General features: G+C 45.5%; 1 protein-coding gene. It reads right to left on the bottom strand.

All coding sequences use genetic code 11. The features are described from left to right. A partial coding sequence (locus FC65_RS11245) for a biotin/lipoyl-containing protein (RefSeq protein ID WP_338088200.1) occupies positions 1-330 on the bottom strand: 330 nt, incomplete at both ends.

Below are 330 nucleotides of genomic sequence, written 5' to 3'. Positions count from 1 at the left end.
TAGTAATTTTACCAGCAACAGGAGAAGGAAGTTCTTCAACAGATTTGTCGTTTTCAATTTGGACTAAATCACCGTCTTCCTTGACTTCGTCGCCTTCTTTAACGTGCCATTCCCCAACAGTACCTTCAGCAATACCTTCGCCAATGTCAGGTAAGTTGAATTGATAAGTGTCTGTGCCAGAATTACCGTTACCGGCAGGTGCTGTGGCGGAAGCTTTTTCTTCTTGTGCGGGTTTTTCAGGTGCAGCTTCACCCGAAACGTTACCTTTACCATCTGCCACTTCAAGTTCGACTAAAGGTTGACCCACTTCTGCAGTTTCACCTTCAGGGA

This window comes from Ligilactobacillus acidipiscis DSM 15836 (assembly GCF_001435755.1).
Classification (GTDB): Bacteria; Bacillota; Bacilli; order Lactobacillales; family Lactobacillaceae; genus Ligilactobacillus; species Ligilactobacillus acidipiscis.
The sequence above is the reverse complement of the archived record's forward strand: the minus strand, read 5'-3'. Positions and strand labels throughout refer to the sequence as shown.